The organism is Christiangramia echinicola DSM 19838, assembly GCF_000423065.1.
Taxonomy (GTDB): domain Bacteria; phylum Bacteroidota; class Bacteroidia; order Flavobacteriales; family Flavobacteriaceae; genus Christiangramia; species Christiangramia echinicola.
The window spans coordinates 147255-165107 of record NZ_AUHG01000016.1 but is presented as its reverse complement, the minus strand read 5'-3'; the positions used below and the strand labels follow the sequence as shown (position 1 = coordinate 165107).

Sequence of the window (17853 nt, the reverse complement as noted above, 5' to 3'; positions counted from 1 at the left end):
ATAAATGGCGAAGGCTACCAGAAAACAAGCATTGGGGAGAGGACTTTCAGCCCTACTGAAAGATCCGGAAAATGATATAAAATCTGCAGAGGATAAAAATGCCGACAAACTGGTTGGCCATATTGTTGAACTGGAGCTTTCTTCTATAGAAGTAAATCCTTTTCAGCCAAGAACCAGTTTCAATGAAGAGTCTTTAAAGGAACTAGCTTCCTCTATCCGTGAATTAGGAGTAATTCAGCCAATAACGGTAAGAAAACTGGAATTTGATAAATACCAGTTAGTTTCAGGTGAAAGAAGGTACAGAGCCTCAAAATTAGTTGGTCTAAAGACCATTCCGGCCTACATAAGAATTGCGAACGACCAGGAATCCCTGGAAATGGCTCTTGTTGAAAATATCCAGAGGCAGGATCTGGATCCAATAGAAATTTCGCTTTCTTATCAGCGTTTGATCGATGAGATCCAGTTAACCCAGGAGCAATTAAGTGATAGAATTGGTAAGAACAGATCTACAATTGCCAATTATCTTAGGCTTTTAAAACTAGATCCAATCATCCAGACCGGCATGCGTGATGGGTTTTTAAGTATGGGACATGGTAGAGCACTCATCAATATTGACGATACTCAGAAACAACTGGATATCTATGAAAAGATCATTCAAAAATCTCTTTCTGTTAGGGAAACGGAACAATTAGTTAGAGAATTAAATTCTGAAGCAAAACCTGCTGCAGCCTCTAAAAAGGTTACAGTACCTATAACCTATAAAAAGGGGATTAAAGAATTCACTGAATATCTAGGAACTAAAGTAGATGTGAAGGTTACCAAAAAAGGTAGCGGAAAATTAACTATACCATTTTCTTCCGAAGAAGATTTCGAAAGAATCAAAAAATTAATCCGGGGTGAAGAGTAATCCTTATTTTTTCCTGTTCTTTTTCCTGTTCTTCCTTTCGGTTGCCTCAGCTCAACAAGACTCGCTTTTGGTTACACCTGAAAAGAAATCCAAAAAGGAATTAAAAAGAGAACAACAGGAAAAAGAATATGAACCATATAATGCTTTAGCACCGGCAAAAGCAGCATTTTATTCGGCAGTTTTACCGGGATTAGGACAGGCATATAACGGCAGTTACTGGAAAATACCAATTGCTTACGCAGGTATTGGCACCGGAATCTATTTTTACCTGGAAAATGACAAACAGTACGACAGGTATCGTGATGCCTATAAGGACAGGCTTGCGGGGAGACCAGATGAATTTGATAATAGGATCACCACCGACGGGTTGATCAGGGCTCAGGAATTTTACCAGAAAAACAAAGAGATCTCAATACTGGTAACTGTAGGTGTTTATATCCTGAATATCATTGACGCCAATGTCGAAGCGCATTTAAGACAATTCAATGTTGACGAAGACCTTTCGGTTAAACCAAATCTGGATTTTGACGCCTTATCTGGTAAAACCAACTACGGACTCACCTTAAATTATAATTTTTAATATGAATATCGCTCTTTTAGGTTACGGAAGGATGGGTAAAACCATTGAAGAGATCGCAGAAAATCGCGGTCATAAGATAGTTTTGAAGGTAAGTGACGATATAGAGAATCACGATCTCAGTGAATCCAATATTGATGTGGCCATAGATTTTAGTATTCCTAAAGCGGCTTTCAAAAATATAACCACCTGTTTTAAAAATAACATTCCCGTAGTTAGCGGAACCACAGGTTGGCTTGACGATTATGAGAAAGCCAGAAAGGTCTGCCAGGATGAAGATTCAGCTTTCATTTATGCTTCAAACTTTAGTTTAGGGGTAAACGTTTTTTTTGAATTGAATCAAAAACTAGCCGGAATGATGCAGGGTCTGGAAGATTATTCTGTTGATATCGAGGAAATTCATCATTTACAAAAACTGGATTCTCCAAGCGGAACAGCTATTACCCTGGCGCAACAGATATTACAGGAAAATTCAAAATTAAAAGGCTGGCAACTGGAAAATGCAGATGAGGATGAAATTCCTATTCATGCAAAAAGAGAAGAAAACGTTCCTGGAACGCATACGGTCACGTATGACTCTTCGATAGACAAAATAGAGATCACGCACACCGCAAAATCCAGACAGGGTTTTGCATTAGGAGCTGTAGTGGCTGCTGAATACCTTAAAGGAAAATCAGGGATATTCACTATGAAAGACGTGCTTTCTGATCTTTTTCAAAATTAAAATGTAACATTTAAAGGCAAATCCAGCCTTATACCGTAAAGAATATAAAATATGACTTTTACCGAATGGTTTATTTTCTTCCTGCTAATTCAGGTAGTTCATTTTCTAGGAACCTGGAAATTATATCAAAGAGCTGGTAGAAAAGCATGGGAAGCAGCAGTACCTGTTTATAATGCTGTTGTTTTAATGAAGATCATTAACAGGCCATGGTGGTGGGTGATCCTGATGTTCATACCCATTGTAAATCTTATAATCATTCCGGTTATCTGGGTTGAAACTATTAGAAGTTTTGGTCGAAATTCTACTGCTGAGACCTTTGCGGTGGTCCTCACTTTAGGGCTTTATATTTATTACGTGAACTACGCGACCAACGATGCTTATATTGTTGATCGTGATCTAAAACCAAGAACAGAAGCAGGAGAATGGATAAGCTCTATTCTTTTTGCAGTTATAGCTGCTACTATTGTGCATACTTATTTCATGCAGCCTTTTACCATACCCACTTCTTCCTTAGAAAAAACACTTTTAGTAGGTGATTTTCTTTTTGTAAGTAAGTTTCACTATGGAGCACGTGTACCACAAACGGCGGTAGCATTTCCTATGGTTCATGACACTATTCCTTTTCTTGGGGTAAAGTCTTATCTAAATAAACCTCAAATTCCATATTTAAGATTTCCGGGATTCGAGAATATAGAAAGAAATGATATTGTTGTTTTTAACTGGCCGGTAGACACGGTTCGGAAGTTCTTTGACCGCTCCGGTAAGCACTTTAAAAAACCTGTAGACAAGAAATCTAATTACGTTAAGAGAGCCGTTGGAGTGCCAGGAGATTCACTTTCGGTAGTTAATGGATATGTCCATATTAACGGGAAGCAATTGGAGCTTCCAGACAGAGCTAAGCCACAGTTCTCTTATGTAGGTCAAACAAAAGGACAACCATTCAACCCGCAAAGTCTTTATAAGCTTTACGACATTACAGATGGCTATTCGTATAACCCTAACAACAACGCTTTCTTTATTCAGTCACTTTCAGATGAAGGATTTGAAAGATTTAAAAATCACCCGAATGTCGCTACAATAAGGAAATATGTAGATTCAGCCGGAGTTAAAAATGCCAGTCTTTTCCCGAACGACGGTAAACGTAACTGGAACAATGACAATATTGGCCCTATCTATATTCCTGAAGCTGGAAAAACCGTGGATATTACGCCACAGAGTATGGCTTTTTATAAAGAGATCATTGAGACCTATGAAGGATCTGAAATGGGTCTGGACAACCGACTTACCATAAATGGAACCCAGGTTTTACTTAATGGTCAGCCTATAGATAGCTACACCTTTAAACAGAATTACTACTGGATGATGGGTGATAACCGAAACAACTCTGAAGATAGCCGTACCTGGGGATATGTACCAGAAAACCATGTGGTGGGTAAACCTGTATTTATCTGGATGAGCTGGGATACCAATGCCAGTGGTTTTGATAAGATACGATGGGAAAGAGTTTTTACTACGGTAAAAGGTGATGGAGAACCTACTTCATTTTTACCATATTTCCTTATCATATTAGTGATCTTCTTTGGTTGGAGATACTTTAAAAAACGTAGAGAAGAAGCTTAATTACTATGAAACCGGTTTTATTACATCCCTCCTATTTTGGGCCAATAAGCCAATGGACGGCAATTGCCAAAGCAGATAATGTTATTTTCGAAAACGAAGATAACTACCAGAAGCAGACATACCGAAACAGGATGTATATCTATGATGCCAATGGCAGGCTTACTCTCAATATTCCAATAAAGCATAGCTCGGCTTTAGGCTTAAGCAAAAAAGGACATCAGAAATACAAGGATGTACAGATCGAAAATGAATTCGATTGGCAAACTCAGCACTGGAGAGCTTTTAAAGCTTCATACCAGACCTCGCCTTTCTTTGAATTCTATGAAGATGAATTACATCCAATCTATTCCAGGAAGTTCAGGTTCTTAATGGACCTAAATTACCATTGTATGGATTTTGTAGCAGATTGCCTGCAATTAGACTGGGAATATGATAAAACTGATGAATTCATTCTAAAACCACAGGATAACACTAACCTGAGAAACCTGATAAATGCTAAATCCAATCAAGGGTTTGAGAACAACAAATACACTCAGGTATTCGAATCTAAAGCTGGTTTTCTACCAAATCTCTGTATTCTAGATCTTATATTTAATGAAGGAAATGCTTCTTTAGAATATCTCCTGGCGCAGGATCTAAAGACCGATCTTGGTTAGTACGGGGTAATGGTCTGAATAATCTATCTCGAACTTCTTAAACTCATTAATAGACAATCCATTTTCTATAAGGAGAAAATCTATTCTTAAGGGGAAGTAATTCAATTTAAAGCTTTTACCAAAACCACTACCTGCTTCCAGAAAAGCATCATTAAATCTTCCGTCCTGCTTAATAAGGTTATAGATATATGAGAAGCTCGTATTATTAAAATCTCCGGCGATAATGGTCTTGTAAGGAGATTGTTTTAAATGATCCAATAACATCTCTGCCTGTTCCTGTTGCAGCGAAAAGCCGTAACCAATTCTACCAAGCAACTTCTTAGAATCTTCCTTTTGGAGATCATCGATACCTGGCTTTATATTGAGTGACTGAAAATGTACGTTTACTATACGAACAGTATCCTTTTTATTAATGACGATATCTGTATAGATCGCGTTATTATTTCCGTGCTGTGGGAAATCCAGTGAAGCCTGGTTAATGATGGGGTACTTTGAAAAGATAGCTGAACCAAATTCAGCATTCTTACCCTTTAATTTTATGTACTCATAGGGATACACATTTGCGAGTTCAGCTGCGCCTATATAGTGTTCCTGCACACAAAGAATATCAGGATTCTTCTCATTTATGAAACCGGTAATTTTTTCAGGAATATCTTTCCGCTCAGACCATTCATAAGCATTGAACATCCTCACGTTATAGCTCATCAGGGAAAAATCTGAAACTTCTTCGTCATCTTCCTCAGCACTGGAAAATTTCACGAAACCAGTTACATAATTATAACCTAATAGCAACACTATAAGCGAGAGCAACAACTGCCTTTTGAATCTCAGGATCCAGTAAATAAGAAAAATTGTATTCAATATAATAAGCACCGGAACACCAAGGCTTAAAACTGAAAGTAACGGGAATGATTTAGGAGGAATATGCGGCAGCAAATATGAGAACAGTAATGCAGTTGCTGCCAGAGAATTCAGAATAAAGATGAATTTATCGAATAAGCTTAATTTCTTCATCTAATCTTCTTTACCGGCCTGGAACAAAAAGTCCTTTTCAGCTTTGCTCAAACTCTCGTATCCGCTTTTACTTATTTTATCAAGGATCGCATCTACCTTTTTTTGTTTCTCGTCCTTATTAAAATTACTCTTAGCATTATTAGATCGCGTTTGTGTCTTAGCTGTTTTACCGGTTCTGTGAACAGTTTTCATTCTCGCTTTCTTCTCTCTGGGTTTAAAAACAGAAGCTAAAGAATCCATCAGGTTCTCAAACCATTTACCAATATCGTTTCCTTTTTGCAGCTGGTTAGTATACAAGTAACCAAGACCAGCTCCACCCAAATGAGCAAGATGCCCACCAGCATTCCCCATTGGGATCTGAATAATATCCAGGACAACCAAAAATGCGGCGATCCACCAGAACTTTATACTTCCAATAAGCATTAACCTAACCCTCATATTAGGAATATGGGTAGCGATCCCTATAAGAACTGCCATTACTCCGGCCGAAGCTCCCATAAGGTAAGATCTACCAGTCCCCTGAAATGCAGGAAACAGGTTATAACTTAACATATAGACTAAAGCTCCAATGATAACGCCCAGAAAGTAGTAATTCAACAGACGTTTAGCTGAAAAGTAATTCAGAAAATAAATACCTGAAAAATACAGGATCAACATATTGGATAAAATATGCCAGATACCGCTATGTAAAAAAGAATAGGTAATTATAGACCACGGCTTTAGTAAGAATTCCATTGGCTCTTTTGGAAAAACAAACCACTCCAGTAAAAAATCTGAAGGAAGCTGAAATAAATAAGCGATGGTTCTAAGCAGAAAGAACAATATAAAGACCAGCACATTGATAGCAATGAGCTTTTCTGTGACCGTGGCGGTCTGGATCTTATATTTAAATCTATCTGATGATCTCATCAATACCAGCGATTATCGTTAAACTGATTCTTTTTCCAGTAATACATCATTATGAAGCCAAATAGCGCACCTCCTATGTGGGCAAAATGAGCAATAGAACCTCCAAATATTGAATAACCGGTAAAGCCTGAAAACAAATCTAAGGCAATTAATCCGGGAATAAAATACTTCGCTTTAATTGGCACAGGTACAAAAAGTAGAAATAATTCTACATTCGGGAACATCATTCCAAACGCCACCAGTATCCCATAAATTGCCCCGGAAGCTCCTACCGCGGGATTAGAGAACGCTTGCAGCATAGAGCGTAGTGTACCTTCGTCTATACCTTCCGGAATTCTGAATCTATTGGTAGTATAAGCCTGTTCTATAAAACTCATCACTTCGGGCGGGGTCCATCCTAATTCCAGGAGTCCGTTAAATCCTTTTTGATACGCATAAAAGTTCACTAAAGTATGCAACAGCGCCGCACCTATTCCTGCTGAAAAGTAGAAGAATAAGAAACGCTTCTGACCAAGCATTTGTTCAATAGGGCTTCCAAATGCCCAGAGCGCATACATATTAAAAAGTATATGCATAAACCCACCATGCATGAACATGTGAGTGAATAGTTGCCAGAACTGGAAATTCGGATTTTTTATAAACCACAACGCGAAATACTCGTATGCTGCATCACCAATTAACTGGCTCCCGATAAAGAATATTACGTTGATTATCAATAAAACCTTAACGGTTTCGGTCATTCTTCCCATTAGGCAAATTTTTTATCTAGTTCGTCTACAGACAAGGTAGTAAACACTGTCTTATTAAATGGATTAAGCCCCGGCTCCTTGCAGGCAAATAATCTATTCACTATATGTTGTTGTTCGGCTGAATTTAATAAAGTTCCAGATCTAACCGCCATTGATTTAGCTAAAGATTTAGCTAATAGATCTGTCTGTGAAAAGCCATTATCTGGCACATCTTTTTCAAAATCGGCCACTAATTGTTCCAGTAAGATCTCTACCTCACTTTCTGAAATCAGGGTAGGAATACCTGTAATTCCAACTTCATCTTGCTTGATCTCAGAAAAAATAAATCCCGTCTGCTCCAGTGAATCTTTGATCTCTTTCAGCATTTCAACTTCATGCCTGTTAAACTGAAGTCTTAATGGAAATAACAATTGCTGACTAACTGCAGATGAGACAGTTATATTCTTTAATAGTTCTTCGTAAAGAACTCTTGTGTGTGCTCTATGCTGATCTATAACAAGAATGCCGCTTTTAAGAGTGGAGACAATATATTTCTTCTGAACCTGGAAAGTAGACTTCTCTGCCTGCTCCTCTTTAGCTCCGAACAAATTGCCGGTTACCTCTTCACTTTCAAATTCAATTTGCTTTAAGTCAACCTCTGGTTCACTTTCAGATTGCAACCCTGAATACAAGCTTTCCCATTCTGCCGGTTTCTCTTTTTGGTAGTTTCCACCTCCTGCATATTGAGCTTTATAATTATTCTCACTCTGGAAAGGATTGAAATTTCTATCTACTTCCACCTGCGGTACATCTGCTTTCTTATTTTTATATTCATAAGGCGTATCCAATTCAGAATCTCTTTCGAAATCCAGCATCGGGGCTACGTTGAACTGGCCAAGACTATGCTTTATAGAACTCTTTAAAATGGCATATAAAGCGTGTTCATCATCAAACTTGATCTCTGTCTTCGTTGGATGAATATTAATATCTATAGACTTGGGATCTACTTCCAGGTAGAGAAAATAACTAGGATAACTCTTATCTTTTAACAGGCCTTCAAAAGATGCCACCACGGCATGATTTAAATACGGACTTTTAATGAATCTATTATTCACAAAGAAGAACTGCTCTCCCCTGCTCTTCTTAGCAAACTCTGGCTTACCAACAAAACCTGAAATTTTCACAATTTCAGTATCCTCTTCTACCGGAACCAGTTTTTCATTGGTTTTCCCACCTAGAATATTCGTAATACGCTGACGGAAATTAGTAGTGGGAAGTTGAAATAGTTCATTCCCGTTATGTATAAGTGAAAAACTGATATCTGGATGGGCTAAAGCAACCCTTTGAAACTCATCGATAATATGACGGCTTTCAACATTATCAGACTTAAGAAAATTTCGGCGGGCTGGAATATTGTAAAAAAGATTCTTTACGCTAATTCCGGTTCCTTTTGGAGTCACACAGGCATCCTGAGAAACCACCTGGCTGCCTTCTACCTTTAAACAGGTACCAACCTCATCATCTTCAGTCCTGGTCTTTAGCTCAACATGAGCGATTGCAGCAATAGAAGCAAGTGCTTCACCACGAAACCCTTTAGTTTTAAGACTAAAAAGATCATCTGCAATTTTTATTTTGGAGGTAGCATGTCTTTCAAAACTCATGCGGGCATCGGTAAGGTTCATACCAACACCATCATCAATGACCTGAATAAGCGATTTACCGGCATCCTTTATCACAACCTGGATGCGGCTGGCTTTTGCGTCTATTGAATTTTCGAGAAGTTCCTTTATTACCGAGGCCGGACGTTGCACCACTTCACCCGCAGCGATCTGGTTGGCAACGTGATCGGGCAACAATTGAATTACGTTACTCATTTAACGGGGATTCGAGAAAATGGACAAATCAAAATCTAATATCCACAGACATATGAAAATTAAGACTACAATAATATATACTACACGCTTATTAATGCTTCGGTTTCCCCGGGTACGACTGTTTGTACGAGCCTCTGCCCAGTGAGAACCAAAATCTATAGCGTTGGTAGCTTCTTTATATTTATTGAATTTATTATCAAAGTCATAAATGTTACCGGTATCCTTACCCTTGTAGTAACGCGGGGTGTAGTTATACCTGGTATTTTTTCTAACTCTGTTTAAATTGATTTTCAAAACTGTAGATTGTTTGCTGATCCAAATTTACTCAAAATGCTTCAAAAATCCGAAGCATGTGGGTATTAATAAATAAGCAATAACAATGCCGTTTTAAAATCACCTGGAGACCTGCTCTTAGCCCTTGTAGAATTTAGCGTCTTGCCTTAATTGCGCCATTTTAATGGCTGCTATGGCAGCTTCTGTTCCTTTATTACCATGCTTTCCACCGCTACGAGCTCTTGACTGTTCGATATTATTATCTGTAAGCACACAGAAGATTACTGGAATGTCGGTTTGAACATTCAGGTCTTTAATACCCTGAGTTACTCCATCACAAACAAAGTCAAAGTGCTTAGTCTCTCCCTGGATCACATTTCCTACTGCTATAATTGCATCAAGCATTTCGAAGCTTTCCTGCATCTTCTTGCATCCATAGATCAATTCAAAACTTCCCGGAACATTCCATCTAACGATGTTTTCCTTTTGAACTCCGTTATCTATCCAGGCATCAAATGCTCCCTGGAAAAGTCCTTCTGTTATTTCATCATTCCACTCAGAAACAACGATCCCAAACCGAAAGTCTTTCGCGTTTGGGATCGTATCTTTATCGTATTGTGAAAGGTTATTACCTTCTGTAGCCATATTTTAGTTTTTCATAGCGCGGGCCTGACCAAGGTAAATTGGCACCTTGTCTGCCTCAGGAGCTTCAGAATATTCATCTTCAATTTCAAGAAGATGTTCTTCAGCCGCATCTGCCTCACCTAATTTAATAGCAGTGATCGCAGCTTTTAATAAAAATCTTGGAGTCGTAAATGAATTAGCTCTCATTTCAGCAGCTTTCTCATAGTAACCTAAAGCTTCCTCAGGTTGATCAAGTTGCAAGAATGCATCTCCAATTCCTCCGGTTGCTAAAGCTGAAAAGATCTCATCATCACTCTCAAATCCTTCTAATTGCTCAATAGCTTCCTGGTATTTACCAGTTCTTAAGTAAGCAAAACCAGCATTGTAATGTGCTAGATTAGCAGCATCGGTACCTCCGTAGTTTTCGATAATATCTAAAAACCCGAATTTACCTTCTCCTCCGTTCAACGCAAGGTTATACAAAGAATCACTTTCGGTTCCGTTTGCTCTTAAGGCAGACGCCATGTAATCCTGTGCCTGTGCCATTTCATTTGCAGCCTCATTTTGTTTCGGCTCATGAATGAAACGGTTATATCCTAAATATCCTAAAACAGCAACTATAGCCACACCTACGATGATGTAGATCCACTTTTGATTATCGGCTACCCATGTTTCAGTTCTACTTGCTCCCTCGTCTAAAGTATTAAAAACTTCTGCAGTTGTAGATTCCTGTTCTGCCGTTTGTTCTCTTTCCTCCTTATTGGAAGGCTTGTATCCTCTTTTCTTATACGTTGCCATAAAAATTTGTTAATGCGTGGCAAAAATAGAATTTTTTGTGAAAATTAAAAGATAAATTATTTGTATTTTTTATATAATTTCAGCTTCTTCGAGAGCGAAAATTAGCTTTTAAAAATTAACAGATTTCCAGCTGAAACACAGCGATTTATGCATTTAAAAAATCTAAGCCTGCTTAATTATAAGAATCTTAGGACGGCTGAATTTGATTTCGATGAAAAGATCAACTGCCTGGTTGGAAATAACGGGGTGGGTAAAACTAACGTTCTGGATAGTATTTACCATCTCTCCTTCGGAAAAAGCTATTTTAACCCAATTACTTCTCAGAATATAAATCATGATTCAGACTTTTTCGTGATCGAAGGTGAGTTTGAAAAGAATGATAAATCTGAGAAGATACTTGCCAGCGCCAAGAAAGGCCAGAAAAAGATCATTAAGAGAAATAACAAAGCTTACGAAAAATTAAGCGAGCATATAGGCTTCATCCCTACCGTAATTATTTCGCCGGCAGACAGAGACCTTATTATTGAGGGGTCTGAAACCCGTAGAAAATTCATGGATGGCGTGATCTCACAAAGTGATCAGGTTTATTTGAATAAATTACTACAGTATACAAAACAGGTATCACAGAGAAACTCCCTTTTAAAATATTTCGGCGCTAATAATACATTTGAAAGAGACACATTGGAAGTTTATAATCTTCAGATAAGCAGCCTGGGACAGGATCTATTTGAAAAACGTAAAGAATTCCTGAAAGAGTTCATACCTATTTTTAATAAGAGATATTCAGACATAACTAATAATAAGGAAGAGGTTCATATTAATTACAAGAGTCAGTTATTTGATAATTCGCTTTCGAACTTACTGGAAGAGAATCTACAGAAGGATATGGCTTTACAATATACTTCTGTAGGAACGCATAAAGACGACCTTAGTTTTGAGATTGAAGGGCATCCAATTAAAAAATTCGGGTCTCAAGGTCAGCAGAAATCTTTTCTGATCGCTTTAAAACTGGCACAATTCGATTTTATCAAGCAAATAAGTAAGGTAAACCCGATCTTACTTTTAGATGACATTTTTGATAAACTTGATGAGAATCGTGTTGCGCATATTGTCGCTTTGGTGGCCACAGATGAACTGGGACAAATATTCCTTAGTGACACGCATGCCGACCGAACTGAAAAAGTGGTAAAAAGCAGTAATCAATCCTATAAAATATTCAAGCTTTGAAAAAACTGATCTTAATAATATCAATTATTGCCATGGCTTCCTGTTCTAATAATGACCCGCAGGAGCAAATCAAGAACCTCAACGGTTACTGGCAAATTGAAAAAGTAGAAATTGAAAAAGATTCGGTCATAGAATATCAGCTGAGTCAGTTAATAGATTATATAGAGATCACAGATTCAACGGGTTTCAGAAAGAAACTTAAACCAAAGATCGATGGTGGCTTTATAAATGCTTCGAACGATTCAGAAAAAGTAACCGCAAAAGTAGAAGATAACAGCCTTTTTCTTTTTTATGAAACTCCATTTGATGAATGGAAAGAAGAAGTTCTGGAAGCCACAGAAGACGAATTAGTGGTCCTGAACAGAGACGACAAAAAATACTACTACCAACGATATAAACCTTTACTAAGCCAAGATGAAGAAGAGACGCAAGAATGAAGAAATGAAGCTGGGTGATCTGCTCAAGAGTTTCGTAGACGAGAACAAACTGGATACAAAGGGCCTTAACCAGGTTAAAGTTAGAGATGTCTGGAACAGCCAGATGGGGCCAGCAATTGAACGATATACTACTAACCTGATGCTGAAAAAAGATACACTGTATGTTCAGTTAAGTTCTTCGGTTTTGAGGGAAGAACTGAGTTACGGAAAGGAAAAGATCATAAGAAATTTAAACGAGGAGATAGGTCAGCAACTTATTTCGAAACTCGTTTTAAGATAGTTATTCAATCAGATTTTAAAGACATTTTATGAATCATAAAATTAAAGTATTCCTGATCTATTTTCTATCGTTTATAATCATATTTACCCTGAGTAGATATTTGATAAGTTTATTAATTCCAAATATGGATCATCTCTATCTAATGATCATTTCTATAGTAATTACAACAGTGATTTCTCCCAGGCTGGACAAGGATCAAAATGGAAAATATGTATTAAAGTCGGTTTTTCGTAAGGAACCGATCATTAAATAAAAAAAGGAAGATTTAATTTGTACAGATTTTAGAAACTCGCGTAATAACTTTAAATGAAGACAAAGAGTAATAATAGAATTTTTTATTTCATCTATTTTATAGTCATATTTCTTGGGTCTTGGATTCTGGGTTACGAATTCTTAGAGATGATTTTTGAAGAATTAGAGCCAATATATATCACTATACTAACCGGCCTTTTTACATTATTAGTTTCTCCAAGGCTACATCCTACAGATAGGCAATATTATCGGTTTAAATGGTTTTTCTTTACAAACCCAATTTTCATATAAACTTCGACTGTGCTCAGTTTCACAGACATCATTTTAGAAATTCAAAACACTAAAACTTAGATCCTGAAACAAGTTCAGGGTGACGTATTAATTAAAGAATCCTGTCATGCTGAATAAAATTCAGCATCTCATTTTTCAATTTCTACTGCGCTCAGCTAAGCAAAATTTAAAGCATAAAAAAACCGGACTCAAAAAGTCCAGTTTTTTATTTATTGAAATGGTTCTTTTTAGAACATCTCTCTACCTGCGAAATGGAAAGCACCTTCAATTTGTGCATTCTCATCGCTATCACTTCCGTGAACTGCATTTTCTCCAATGCTTGTAGCGTATTTTTTTCTAATAGTTCCCTCAGCAGCATCTTCTGGATTTGTAGCTCCAATAAGAGTTCTGAAATCTTCTACAGCGTTATCTTTCTCTAGAATAGCTGCAACGATAGGACCGCGAGTCATGAATTCAACTAATTCTCCGAAAAATGGACGCTCTTTATGTACTGCATAAAAAGTTTCAGCATCTCTCTGAGTCATTTGTGTAAGCTTCATAGCTACGATTCTAAATCCTGAAGCTGTGATCTGGTCTAATATTCCACCAATATGCCCGTTCTCAACTGCATCTGGCTTAATCATGGTGAATGTTCTATTATCTGCCATTATATGGTTTTTAAATTCCGTGCAAAAATAAATAATTCCTTTCCATAAACAAGCCCTTTAAGCTTTTATGTTCAACTACTGAAATTCAACCATATAATCCTGTAACAACTTATTATTCCCACCCCGCATTTCCATCTCAACTTTATTTTTATCAAAATCGAATTTTAGGAGGCCGAAACTCTTTGCTGAAATAACCTCTCCTACTCTATTGCCATTAGGTTCACCTCCAAAATTGCTCCAGTTATTATTGAGTCCGCTGGAGGTAAAATCGAATAATGGATAATTTAATCCTTCTACCTCTATTTTTGAGAATTCTGAAATATGACGATCTCCGCTTAAAAGCATCACATTTTTTGCTTCCGATGAAATTATCAATTCCTTTAGCTTTTTAATTTCTGAAGGGAAATTTCCCCAGGTTTCATATCCGTGTTCTACTGAAAGTATTTGAATGCTGGACATTATAATATTAAAATCTGCATTGCTAATTACAAGTTCCGCCGCTAGCCAATTCCATTGATCTTCCCCCAATATAGTACCTCCTGGTGAAGGCTCATATCGCCTGTTGGGATCTTCACTCCTTATTAATGCATCTCTAAAGTATCTTGTATCTAAAACAATCACTTTCACGCTCCCTTTTGCGGTTTCAAAAATCTCAGCATGATATACCCCCTCCCTGTTCCTGCGCGGACTATTTTGAGGCACATCGAAAAAATCTAAAAACAACTGCTGACTCTCTTCCTTGAAATGCCATTCCTTTCCGCCGTCGTTGAGACCATAATCATGATCGTCCCAGGTTCCCATAACCGGTATTTTATCAAGAACCTTTTGATATCCCAGATTTTGGTTTTGCAAAAGATATTCAGCTTTCATTTTTTCAGGATCATCGGTGTCTGAATATATATTATCTCCACCCCAAATAAATAGATCTGGGTCATTCAATAATATAGGGTTCCATAATGGCTGTGGTTCATCTTCCTTATTACAGCTGCCGAAGGCTATCACAAAATCAGCATCTTCTTCAGAAATTATTTTAGAGTTACTTCCACAGGAAAGCATTAATAAGAATACAGGTAAAACCTTATAAACAGACTTCATTAAAGGGATTTTAGAACATAAATTTAAAGGTAGCATTATTTCTTAAGTGTGATTAAATTGTATATTTAGCCTCGCATATGATAGACACAAGAATACTCGAAATAACGGCCGAGCTGGCCAGGGCAGAAAATATAGTAATTGTTCCACACAAAGGCCCGGATGGCGATGCGATGGGGTCTACCCTTGGACTAATGCATTTTCTAAGAGATAAAGGGCATACGGCAAATGTGATCGCTCCCAACGATTATCCGCATTTCTTAAAATGGTTACCCGGCAACGAAGAGGTGATCATTTATGAAACTGATAAGGAAAGATCAGACAGGCTCATCTCTGAAGCTGATATCGTTTTTACTTTAGATTTTAATCATCTTTCCAGATGCGGTACCATGCAGGATTCGCTTCTGGCATCAGAGGCGGTATTTGTAATGATAGACCACCACCAGGAACCTTCAGATTATGCTCATTATACTTATAGTGATTCAACTATGAGTTCTACCTGTGAGATGGTTTATAAATTCATTGTAAAACTAAGAGCAAGTAAAAAGATCACTCCGGAAATTGCTACCTGTCTTTATGCGGGAATCATGACCGATACAGGTTCATTTCGTTTTAGTTCTACTTCAAGTGACACCCATAGAACTATTGCAGATCTTATAGATAAGGGCGCTAAAAATGACCATATCCATAACAACATATTTGATACTAATTCTGAAAATAAACTTCAATTATTAGGAACAGCCCTTCAAAACCTTAGGGTTAACAAGGAGCTAAGAACCGCATATATAAGTTTATCACAGGCAGAACTGGATAAACACAATTTCCAAAAGGGAGATACCGAAGGATTCGTGAATTATGGCCTTTCTCTTGACGGAATTATTTTTGCAGTAATATTTATTGAGAAAGAGAACGAGAATCTTATTAAAATGTCTTTTAGATCTAAAGGAGATTTTGATGTTAATAAATTTGCCCGGGCGCATTTTGAAGGTGGTGGCCATATAAATGCTGCCGGCGGAAAGAGCAATCTATCATTAAATGACACCATCGTTAAATTCAACCAGGTATTACCTCAATATTCTGAACAACTGACAAAATGAGAATTTTAATCGCACTTGTATTTATTATATCCATTGTGGGATGTAAATCTCCTGAGGCCAGGTATCCGGTTTCGCAAAATTCAGGTTCTTATATAGACGAATCTGTAGAAAGAAACAAAGAGATGATCGCCCAGGAAGAGGATTACATCAAACAAGTAATGGGAAAAAATACCGATACTGAATATTTGAATTCAGCAGATGGGTTCTGGTATTATTATAATAACAAATCAACAGACAGCACCAATACCAGGACTCCGGAATTTGGTGACATTGTTGTTTTCGATTATACTATTTCCAGTATCGAAGGTGAACCTATTTACGCTGAAGGCGAAAAACCTACCCGTGAATACGCCATGGATAAAGAGAAGTTATTTACCGGCCTAAGGCAAGGCTTAAAACTTATGAAAACAGGAGAAACTGTAACTTTTCTTTTTCCATCTCATAAAGCTTTCGGTTATTACGGCGATCAAGAAAAAATAGGTAGTAACGAACCTATTACCGCAAAGGTAACTTTGCATGAAATAAAAGAAGAATCAAATCAAGAACCCAAAAATTAAGAATGAAATGAGCCAAGTACTAATTTTGGTAAATCACCAGAATACTGCTGGCGAATTGCATTTGATCAAAACCAAAATAATTAATTACAAATGAAAACAAAAAGCATTTTTTTACTATTAACAGTAGCGCTTTCCTTATTCGCCTGCAATGAGGAATATCCTGATTTAGAAGATGGCATGTATGCTGAATTTAATACTTCACTAGGACCGGTGGTTGCTGAACTATATTTTGAAGAAACTCCAATGACCGTTGCTAGTTTTGTTTCCCTTGCAGAAGGAAAAAGCAAAATGGTAGACAGTACTTATAAAGACAAAAGGTATTACGATGGCCTTATATTCCATAGAATAATCGATGGTTTCATGATCCAGGGTGGTGATCCAACCGGAACTGGCAGTGGTGGTCCAGGTTACAAATACCCAGATGAATTCGTAGACACTTTGAGTCACGATTCTAAAGGTGTTCTTTCCATGGCTAATGCTGGCCCTGGAACTAACGGAAGTCAGTTTTTCATCACCCTTGCACCAGTTAAACAACTGGATGGGAAACATACCGTTTTCGGTAGAATCGTAAAAGGACAGGATGTTGTAGATTCTATAGGGAAAGTTGAAACAGGACCTCGAGATAAGCCAGTGAAAGATGTAGTAATGAATGAAGTAAACATCATTAGAAAAGGAAAAGCGGCTAAAGACTTTGATGCGCCAAAAGAATTTGAAGGTAAGCTAGCCGATCTGGAAGCTGAAAAAGAAGCTGAGCAGAAGAGAGTTCAGGAAATGGCACAAGCTAAAGTTGATGAGTTTGAAGAGCTTGAAGCTAAAGCAGATTCATTGAGCAGTGGATTAAAGATCTATTTCACTAATAAGGGTGAAGGTGAAAAACCTAAAAATGGCCAGAAGGTAAAAGTAAATTACGAAGGGTATTTTGAAGACGGTTCTATCTTTGACACTAACAAAAAGGAACTGGCTGAAGATTACGGAATCTACGATCATCGTAGAGATACTCAGGGAATGTATAACCCAATGCCTATGGTATATGGTCCAGATGCGCCTATGATCCCAGGATTTAAAGAAGGCATTCAACAAATGAGCATTGGTGACGAAGCGGTGATCTTTATCCCAAGTCATCTAGGATATGGTGAGAGAGGTTACGGAAGAGCAATTCCACCAAATACAGATCTAATCTTTAAAATAGAATTAGTAGGGATGGCTAATGGATCTCAGGCAGATTCAGAATAAATTCAACCTCATAAATAAAAAATCCCTTAACGCGCG

Annotated in this window: 21 protein-coding genes; 12 read left to right on the top strand and 9 right to left on the bottom strand. The window is 37.5% G+C overall.

From position 1 onward, the window contains the following. The first annotated feature begins 4 nt into the window (after positions 1 to 4). Genes G530_RS0112455 through G530_RS0112435 form a run of 5 tightly spaced genes read left to right on the top strand, consistent with a single transcriptional unit; the run spans position 5 to position 4484 of the window. Positions 5 to 907, top strand: a complete 903-nt coding sequence (locus G530_RS0112455) for a ParB/RepB/Spo0J family partition protein (protein WP_026934856.1) — start codon at positions 5 to 7, stop codon at positions 905 to 907. After that, the gene (locus G530_RS0112450; RefSeq protein WP_035716372.1) at positions 897 to 1487 is read left to right on the top strand and encodes a DUF5683 domain-containing protein; all 591 of its coding nucleotides are present in this window, start codon (positions 897 to 899) and stop codon (positions 1485 to 1487) included. Before G530_RS0112455 ends, G530_RS0112450 begins: the two co-directional genes overlap by 11 nt. A 1-nt stretch (position 1488) precedes the next feature. Next, entirely contained in the window at positions 1489 to 2208 is a 720-nt protein-coding gene (dapB, locus tag G530_RS0112445) for a 4-hydroxy-tetrahydrodipicolinate reductase (RefSeq protein WP_026934854.1), read from the top strand. A 51-nt stretch (positions 2209 to 2259) separates the two neighbouring features. Continuing rightward, positions 2260 to 3828 carry a signal peptidase I gene (lepB, locus tag G530_RS0112440; RefSeq protein WP_026934853.1) on the top strand — a complete coding sequence of 523 codons (1569 nt, stop codon included), beginning with the start codon at positions 2260 to 2262 and terminating at the stop codon, positions 3826 to 3828. Positions 3829 to 3833: 5 nt separating this feature from the next. Next, the gene (locus G530_RS0112435; protein WP_026934852.1) at positions 3834 to 4484 is read left to right on the top strand and encodes a WbqC family protein; all 651 of its coding nucleotides are present in this window, start codon (positions 3834 to 3836) and stop codon (positions 4482 to 4484) included. Here the strand turns inward: G530_RS0112435 and G530_RS0112430 are convergent. The 7 genes from G530_RS0112430 to G530_RS0112400 form a co-directional block, all read right to left on the bottom strand. Then, entirely contained in the window at positions 4464 to 5498 is a 1035-nt protein-coding gene (locus G530_RS0112430) for an endonuclease/exonuclease/phosphatase family protein (RefSeq protein ID WP_026934851.1), read from the bottom strand. The genes G530_RS0112435 and G530_RS0112430 overlap by 21 nt on opposite strands. After that, positions 5499 to 6407 carry a rhomboid family intramembrane serine protease gene (locus tag G530_RS0112425; RefSeq protein ID WP_026934850.1) on the bottom strand — a complete coding sequence of 303 codons (909 nt, stop codon included), beginning with the start codon at positions 6405 to 6407 and terminating at the stop codon, positions 5499 to 5501. Continuing rightward, positions 6407 to 7156, bottom strand: coding sequence for a rhomboid family intramembrane serine protease (locus tag G530_RS0112420; RefSeq protein ID WP_026934849.1), 750 nt, complete (start codon positions 7154 to 7156; stop codon positions 6407 to 6409). Before G530_RS0112420 ends, G530_RS0112425 begins: the two co-directional genes overlap by 1 nt. Further along, positions 7156 to 9009 (bottom strand): DNA mismatch repair endonuclease MutL, encoded by a 1854-nt coding sequence (mutL, locus tag G530_RS0112415; RefSeq protein ID WP_026934848.1) that lies wholly within the window; start codon positions 9007 to 9009, stop codon positions 7156 to 7158. The genes G530_RS0112420 and mutL overlap by 1 nt, the downstream gene beginning before the upstream one ends. Beyond that, on the bottom strand, positions 9010 to 9303 hold the full coding sequence (locus G530_RS0112410) for a hypothetical protein (protein WP_026934847.1): 294 nt from the start codon (positions 9301 to 9303) through the stop codon (positions 9010 to 9012). Positions 9304 to 9420: 117 nt separating this feature from the next. Continuing rightward, positions 9421 to 9927 (bottom strand): 6,7-dimethyl-8-ribityllumazine synthase, encoded by a 507-nt coding sequence (gene ribH, locus G530_RS0112405; RefSeq protein WP_026934846.1) that lies wholly within the window; start codon positions 9925 to 9927, stop codon positions 9421 to 9423. A gap of 3 nt (positions 9928 to 9930) precedes the next feature. Beyond that, positions 9931 to 10704: a tetratricopeptide repeat protein gene (locus tag G530_RS0112400; RefSeq protein WP_026934845.1), complete on the bottom strand. Its 774-nt coding sequence runs from the start codon at positions 10702 to 10704 to the stop codon at positions 9931 to 9933. Positions 10705 to 10851: 147 nt separating this feature from the next. Between G530_RS0112400 and recF the strand changes: the two genes are divergently transcribed. From recF to G530_RS17760, 4 genes are read left to right on the top strand one after another with little or no spacing between them, the layout of a single operon-like run. After that, entirely contained in the window at positions 10852 to 11931 is a 1080-nt protein-coding gene (recF, locus tag G530_RS0112395) for a DNA replication/repair protein RecF (RefSeq protein ID WP_026934844.1), read from the top strand. Further along, positions 11928 to 12368 (top strand): lipocalin-like domain-containing protein, encoded by a 441-nt coding sequence (locus tag G530_RS0112390; RefSeq protein WP_026934843.1) that lies wholly within the window; start codon positions 11928 to 11930, stop codon positions 12366 to 12368. Before recF ends, G530_RS0112390 begins: the two co-directional genes overlap by 4 nt. Beyond that, entirely contained in the window at positions 12346 to 12648 is a 303-nt protein-coding gene (locus tag G530_RS0112385) for a DciA family protein (protein WP_026934842.1), read from the top strand. Before G530_RS0112390 ends, G530_RS0112385 begins: the two co-directional genes overlap by 23 nt. A 28-nt stretch (positions 12649 to 12676) precedes the next feature. Then, positions 12677 to 12901 (top strand): hypothetical protein, encoded by a 225-nt coding sequence (locus tag G530_RS17760; RefSeq protein WP_035716368.1) that lies wholly within the window; start codon positions 12677 to 12679, stop codon positions 12899 to 12901. Positions 12902 to 13418: 517 nt separating this feature from the next. On the opposite strand, the gene G530_RS0112375 is transcribed toward G530_RS17760, so the two are convergent. Next, a complete protein-coding gene (locus tag G530_RS0112375) occupies positions 13419 to 13838 on the bottom strand; it encodes a nucleoside-diphosphate kinase (protein ID WP_026934840.1) in 420 nt (139 codons plus the stop codon). A gap of 75 nt (positions 13839 to 13913) precedes the next feature. Further along, the gene (locus tag G530_RS0112370) at positions 13914 to 14933 is read right to left on the bottom strand and encodes an alkaline phosphatase D family protein (RefSeq protein WP_026934839.1); all 1020 of its coding nucleotides are present in this window, start codon (positions 14931 to 14933) and stop codon (positions 13914 to 13916) included. A 77-nt stretch (positions 14934 to 15010) separates the two neighbouring features. Here G530_RS0112370 and G530_RS0112365 point away from each other — a divergent pair, with 77 nt between their 5' ends. From G530_RS0112365 to G530_RS0112355, 3 genes are all read left to right on the top strand, one after another. After that, the gene (locus tag G530_RS0112365; RefSeq protein ID WP_026934838.1) at positions 15011 to 16027 is read left to right on the top strand and encodes a DHH family phosphoesterase; all 1017 of its coding nucleotides are present in this window, start codon (positions 15011 to 15013) and stop codon (positions 16025 to 16027) included. Continuing rightward, positions 16024 to 16584 (top strand): gliding motility-associated peptidyl-prolyl isomerase GldI, encoded by a 561-nt coding sequence (gldI, locus tag G530_RS0112360; protein WP_026934837.1) that lies wholly within the window; start codon positions 16024 to 16026, stop codon positions 16582 to 16584. Before G530_RS0112365 ends, gldI begins: the two co-directional genes overlap by 4 nt. 90 nt (positions 16585 to 16674) lie before the next feature. Further along, entirely contained in the window at positions 16675 to 17817 is a 1143-nt protein-coding gene (locus tag G530_RS0112355) for a peptidylprolyl isomerase (protein WP_026934836.1), read from the top strand. Positions 17818 to 17853: the final 36 nt, after the last annotated feature.

Bases quoted from the DNA above. Each gene is read 5' to 3' on its own strand.
- G530_RS0112455 (WP_026934856.1), top strand. From the start codon at position 5: ATGGCGAAGGCTACCAGAAAACAAGCATTGGGGAGAGGACTTTCAGCC.
- dapB (WP_026934854.1), top strand. From the start codon at position 1,489: ATGAATATCGCTCTTTTAGGTTACGGAAGGATGGGTAAAACCATTGAA.
- lepB (WP_026934853.1), top strand. From the start codon at position 2,260: ATGACTTTTACCGAATGGTTTATTTTCTTCCTGCTAATTCAGGTAGTT.
- G530_RS0112435 (WP_026934852.1), top strand. From the start codon at position 3,834: ATGAAACCGGTTTTATTACATCCCTCCTATTTTGGGCCAATAAGCCAA.
- G530_RS0112430 (WP_026934851.1), bottom strand. From the start codon at position 5,498: ATGAAGAAATTAAGCTTATTCGATAAATTCATCTTTATTCTGAATTCT.
- G530_RS0112425 (WP_026934850.1), bottom strand. From the start codon at position 6,407: ATGAGATCATCAGATAGATTTAAATATAAGATCCAGACCGCCACGGTC.
- G530_RS0112420 (WP_026934849.1), bottom strand. From the start codon at position 7,156: ATGGGAAGAATGACCGAAACCGTTAAGGTTTTATTGATAATCAACGTA.
- mutL (WP_026934848.1), bottom strand. From the start codon at position 9,009: ATGAGTAACGTAATTCAATTGTTGCCCGATCACGTTGCCAACCAGATC.
- ribH (WP_026934846.1), bottom strand. From the start codon at position 9,927: ATGGCTACAGAAGGTAATAACCTTTCACAATACGATAAAGATACGATC.
- G530_RS0112400 (WP_026934845.1), bottom strand. From the start codon at position 10,704: ATGGCAACGTATAAGAAAAGAGGATACAAGCCTTCCAATAAGGAGGAA.
- recF (WP_026934844.1), top strand. From the start codon at position 10,852: ATGCATTTAAAAAATCTAAGCCTGCTTAATTATAAGAATCTTAGGACG.
- G530_RS0112385 (WP_026934842.1), top strand. From the start codon at position 12,346: ATGAAGAAGAGACGCAAGAATGAAGAAATGAAGCTGGGTGATCTGCTC.
- G530_RS17760 (WP_035716368.1), top strand. From the start codon at position 12,677: ATGAATCATAAAATTAAAGTATTCCTGATCTATTTTCTATCGTTTATA.
- G530_RS0112375 (WP_026934840.1), bottom strand. From the start codon at position 13,838: ATGGCAGATAATAGAACATTCACCATGATTAAGCCAGATGCAGTTGAG.
- G530_RS0112370 (WP_026934839.1), bottom strand. From the start codon at position 14,933: ATGAAGTCTGTTTATAAGGTTTTACCTGTATTCTTATTAATGCTTTCC.
- G530_RS0112365 (WP_026934838.1), top strand. From the start codon at position 15,011: ATGATAGACACAAGAATACTCGAAATAACGGCCGAGCTGGCCAGGGCA.
- gldI (WP_026934837.1), top strand. From the start codon at position 16,024: ATGAGAATTTTAATCGCACTTGTATTTATTATATCCATTGTGGGATGT.
- G530_RS0112355 (WP_026934836.1), top strand. From the start codon at position 16,675: ATGAAAACAAAAAGCATTTTTTTACTATTAACAGTAGCGCTTTCCTTA.